The following is a 4,000-nucleotide window of genomic DNA, read 5'->3' as shown; positions in this document are numbered from 1 at the left end:
GGCGGCACCCTGACGGTCGAGGTTGCGGTGCGGACCGTTGTTCTGCCGTTCGGCCCGGGACAGCTTCTTGCGCTGGCCGCCGCCCTGGCCTATGGGGTTGTTGATGTTCTTGCTGTCGGTCACGGGTTCTCCCGGTGATGATGTGAAGTGATCTACGGATTCATCGGTGGGGGACGGGCGCGGCGACGTCGAAGGGCGTCAGCAGGGGCCCGTCACGCTCTCACTCGTAAATCGGTGTCTGGAAGAACATGACAAAGACGTTACCTGCTTCCGGCGGCCCCGCGCGCCAGGATTTCGATGTGGTGCTGCCTACAGCCAGTCCCGGCGCTTGAAGATGAAGTACAGGCTCGTGCACACCGCTGCCATCAGCAGGATCGCGAAGGGGTACCCGCCGGCCCAGTGCAGCTCCGGCATGTTGTCGAAGTTCATGCCGTAGATCGTGCCGACCAGGGTCGGGGCGAAGAGGATGGCGGCCCAGGAGGAGATCTTCTTGATCTCTTCGTTTTGTTCGAAGCCGGCTTCTGCCAGGGCGCGCATTTCGGCGTTTTGTTGCTGGGTGACGAGGGTGGCGTTGACCTGGAGGATGTCGGTGAGGGCGGAGCGGAAGCCGTCGACGCGTTCGCTGGTGTGGGTGACATGGTCGGCTACGTCGCGGAGGTAGCGCTGGAGTTCGTCGTCGGTGCCGTATTTGGTGAAGCCTGCCATCAGGGCGTGGAGCATGGCGACCAGGGGGCGGGTGGCGCGCTGGAACTCGACCATTTCGCGGGCGAGTTCGTAAATGCGGCGGGAGACCGCGGGGTCGCCGCTGAAGACCTCGGTCTCGATCTCGTCGATGTCGTTCTGGACGCCCGCCACGACGGGGGCGTAGCCGTCGACCACGGCATCGAGGATTGCGTACAGCACCGCCTCCGGGCCCAGGGCCAGGAGCTCGGGGGTGGCTTCCATGCGGCGGCGGACGGCTGACAGGTCCGGGGCGGCGCCGTGGCGCACGGTGATCACGAAGTCGGGGCCGACGAAGACGTGGAGTTCGCCGAAGTCGACCTCTTCGGGGGCGTCCAGGTAGCGGGCGGCGCGCAGGACGACGAAGAGGGTGTCGCCGTAGCGCTCCAGTTTGGGGCGCTGATGGGCCTCCAGGGCGTCCTCGACGGCGAGCTCGTGGAGGTCGAACTCCTCGGCGAGGGAGAGGAGTTCGTCTTCGGTGGGGCGCTGCAGGCCGATCCAGGCCATGCTGTCGGGCTGCTCCCGCAGGCGGCGGTAGGTGTCCGCCAGGGAGTCCGGCGTCCCGGTGCGGCGGCCGTCGCGGTAGACCGCGGCGTGCACGATGCTGCCCGTGCCGTTCACCGGCCCGGCCTGCGGGGGAGCGGCTGCGGGGCCCGCGGGGTCGTCCGTGCGGCCGTCGGTGCTGCCGTTCGCCCGGCCGTTCGCCGGGCGGAGGCGGGAGTGCTTTCGGGGCGCGGGGCGCCTGCCGCGCGGAGGGTTTTCGGACATGGGTGCACTCCCTCTCGCTGTTCGCAGGACCAGGCACAGGATATACATGCCGAATTCGGTCGCGTCGGGCGGTTGCGGACCGATTCTGTCCGCATTCCGCTCTAATTTGAGCGCATGACTAGTAGTGGGTCCCCGATCCTGACCGTCCGTGCCCTCAATCGTGCTCTCCTCGAACGTCAGCTGCTGCTGCGCCGCAGCGCGCTGCCCGTCCTCGACACTGTGGAGCACCTGGTCGGCCTCCAGGCGCAGTCGCCCCAGGACCCCTACTACGCGCTCGCCGCCCGCCTCGACGGCTTCGACCCCGAGGAGCTCTCCGGCCTCCTCGCCTCGCGCGCGGCCGTCCGCATCCCCGTCATGCGCTCCACGATCCACCTGGTCAGCGCACGCGACTGCCGGAACCTGCGCAGCCTCTTCCAGGACGTGCAGGAGCGCGCCTTCCGCGGCAACCACGGCAAGCGCCTCGGCGACGTCGACCTCACGCGCGTGGCCGCGCTCGCCGCCCGCCTCGTCGCCGAGCGCCCGCGCACCTTCCACCACCTCGGCCTGGCGCTCGCCGAGGAGTGGCCGGATCACGCCCCTCAGGACCTGGCAATGGCCGCCCGGGCGCTGCTGCCGCTCGTCCAGGTGCCGCCGCGCGGGCTGTGGGGGCGCAGCGGCCCGGCCGCGCACACCACCGCCGGGCACTGGCTGGGCGACCACCCCACGTCAACCTCCGGGTCCGGCCTCGGCGCCACCCTCCTGCGCTACCTCGCCGCCTTCGGCCCCGCCTCCGTCAAGGACATGCAGAAGTGGTGCGGCCTGACCGGGCTGCGCGGCGTCGTCGACGGGCTCCGCCCCCGGCCTGCGCACCTTCCGCGACGAGAACGGCACCGAGCTCTTCGACCTCCCGGACGCGCCGCTGCCCGACCCCGGCACCGACGCCCCCGTGCGGTTCCTGCCCGAGTTCGACAACATCGCCCTCTCCCACGCCGACCGCACCCGCATCGTCGACCCCGCTCACCTGCGCCGCATCTGGCGCGTCAACCGGGCCGCGCCGACCGTCGTTCTCGACGGGTTCCTCCGCGCCGTATGGCGCCTCGACCGTGCCCCGGGCACCACGACGGTCGTGGTCGAGCCCTTCGAGGAGATCCGTCCCGCGGACCGGGCCGGGCTGGAGGAGGAAGCCGGCCGCGTGCTGGCCATGGCGGCGCCGGGGGAGGACCACGACCTGCGCATCATGGCGGTCGGGGGCTGACTCCCGGCCCTGGCGGTCGGGGGCTGACCCCCGGCCCTCGCGCCCGTCACTCCCCGACGTCCCGGCTGCGCAGGTCGGCCGGCGTCTCACGGCGTACGAGCAGCCGGGCGCGGCCCCCGGACACCGCGGCCACCGGCGGCCGGCCGACGAGGTTGTAGGACGAGGCCATCGACAGGTGGTACGCGCCGGACGCCGGGACCGCCAGAACGTCGCCCGGCCGCAGGTCACCGGGGAGCTCCACGTCCTCGGCGAGCACGTCGCCCGCCTCGCAGTGCCGCCCCACCACCGTCACCGTGCGGCCGGGCGCCGCCGATGCGCGCCCGGCCAGGCGGACCGTGTAGCGGACCCCGTACAGCGCCGGGCGCGGGTTGTCGCTCATGCCGCCGTCGACGGCCACGAACGTCCGGCCGGCCGTCGTCTTCACCGACAGCACCCGGTAGAGCGCGACGCCCGCCGGGCCCGCTATCCACCGCCCCGGCTCCACCGTCAGGCGCGGCAGGGGGAGCCCGAAGCGGGCGCACTGCAGGCCGAGTTCGGTACCGATCCGCTCCGCGTACGTGCGCGGGTCCACCGCCGGGTCCCCCTCGCGGTAGGCGATGGCGAAGCCGCCGCCGAGGTCCAGCTCGGGGAAGGTCACGCCGTGCCGGTCACGGACGCGGGCCAGCAGCGGCACGAGGCGGCGCACGGCGGTCACGTACGGGCCGAGGCCCGCGATCTGCGAACCGAGGTGGCAGTGCAGGCCCACCAGCTCCAGGCGCGGCTGACCGAGCAACCGCTCCACCGCCTCCTCGGCTTCGCCGCCCGCGACCGGCACGCCGAACTTCTGGCCCTCCACGCCCGTCCGCACGGCGGCGTGCGCCCCCGCGGACACGCCCGGCACGACCCGGAGCAGGACGCGCTGGCGGGCGCCCGGCGGTACGGCGGCCGCGAGCCGGGCGATCTCGCCCGTACCGTCGATGACGATCCGGCCCACGCCCAGGCGCAGGGCGGTCCGCACGTCCTCGGGGCTCTTGGCGTTGCCGTGCAGCACGATCCGCTCGGCGGGGAAGCCGCTGTGGGCGGCCAGGTCGAGCTCCCCGGCGGAGCAGACGTCCAGGCTCAGGCCCTCCGACTCGATCCAGCGGATCATCGTCCGGGAGAGGAACGCCTTGCCGGCGTAGGCGACGTCCGCCCCGGGGAGGGCCGTGCGCCAGGCGCGGGCCCGGGAGCGGACCTCGCCCTCGTCCATGACGTAGACGGGCGTGCCGAAACGGTCGGCGATCTCGGCCAGCGGCACCC

At 72.6% G+C, this 4,000-nt stretch carries 4 protein-coding genes and 1 pseudogene; 2 read left to right on the top strand and 3 right to left on the bottom strand.

Translation table 11 applies throughout. The annotated features are described in order from the left end of the window. Both ACSNOG_RS31950 and ACSNOG_RS31945 read right to left on the bottom strand, forming a co-directional pair. On the bottom strand, positions 1 to 123 hold a 123-nt coding region (locus tag ACSNOG_RS31950), incomplete at its 3' end, for a DUF6243 family protein (protein ID WP_436756198.1). A 186-nt stretch (positions 124 to 309) separates the two neighbouring features. After that, the gene (locus tag ACSNOG_RS31945; protein ID WP_436756197.1) at positions 310 to 1,488 is read right to left on the bottom strand and encodes a magnesium and cobalt transport protein CorA; all 1,179 of its coding nucleotides are present in this window, start codon (positions 1,486 to 1,488) and stop codon (positions 310 to 312) included. Between the two features lie 114 nt (positions 1,489 to 1,602). On the opposite strand from ACSNOG_RS31945, the pseudogene ACSNOG_RS31940 reads away from it, so the two are divergent. Together ACSNOG_RS31940 and ACSNOG_RS31935 are read left to right on the top strand one after the other, a co-directional pair. Next, positions 1,603 to 2,355 (top strand): annotated as a pseudogene (locus tag ACSNOG_RS31940) (winged helix DNA-binding domain-containing protein); the annotation flags it as partial. A gap of 58 nt (positions 2,356 to 2,413) precedes the next feature. Continuing rightward, on the top strand, positions 2,414 to 2,722 hold the full coding sequence (locus tag ACSNOG_RS31935) for a DNA glycosylase AlkZ-like family protein (protein ID WP_436756196.1): 309 nt from the start codon (positions 2,414 to 2,416) through the stop codon (positions 2,720 to 2,722). Between the two features lie 46 nt (positions 2,723 to 2,768). Here ACSNOG_RS31935 and lysA read toward each other — a convergent pair. Further along, on the bottom strand, positions 2,769 to 4,000 hold a 1,232-nt coding region (gene lysA, locus ACSNOG_RS31930; protein ID WP_436756195.1), incomplete at its 5' end, for a diaminopimelate decarboxylase.

Origin of the sequence: Streptomyces sp. URMC 124, from assembly GCF_051386455.1 — a bacterium.
Classification (GTDB): domain Bacteria; phylum Actinomycetota; class Actinomycetes; order Streptomycetales; family Streptomycetaceae; genus Streptomyces.
The sequence above is the reverse complement of the archived record's forward strand: the minus strand, read 5'-3'. Positions and strand labels throughout refer to the sequence as shown.

Excerpts from the sequence above, each read along its gene's own strand:
- ACSNOG_RS31945 (WP_436756197.1), bottom strand. The coding sequence starts at position 1,488 with ATGTCCGAAAACCCTCCGCGCGGCAGGCGCCCCGCGCCCCGAAAGCAC.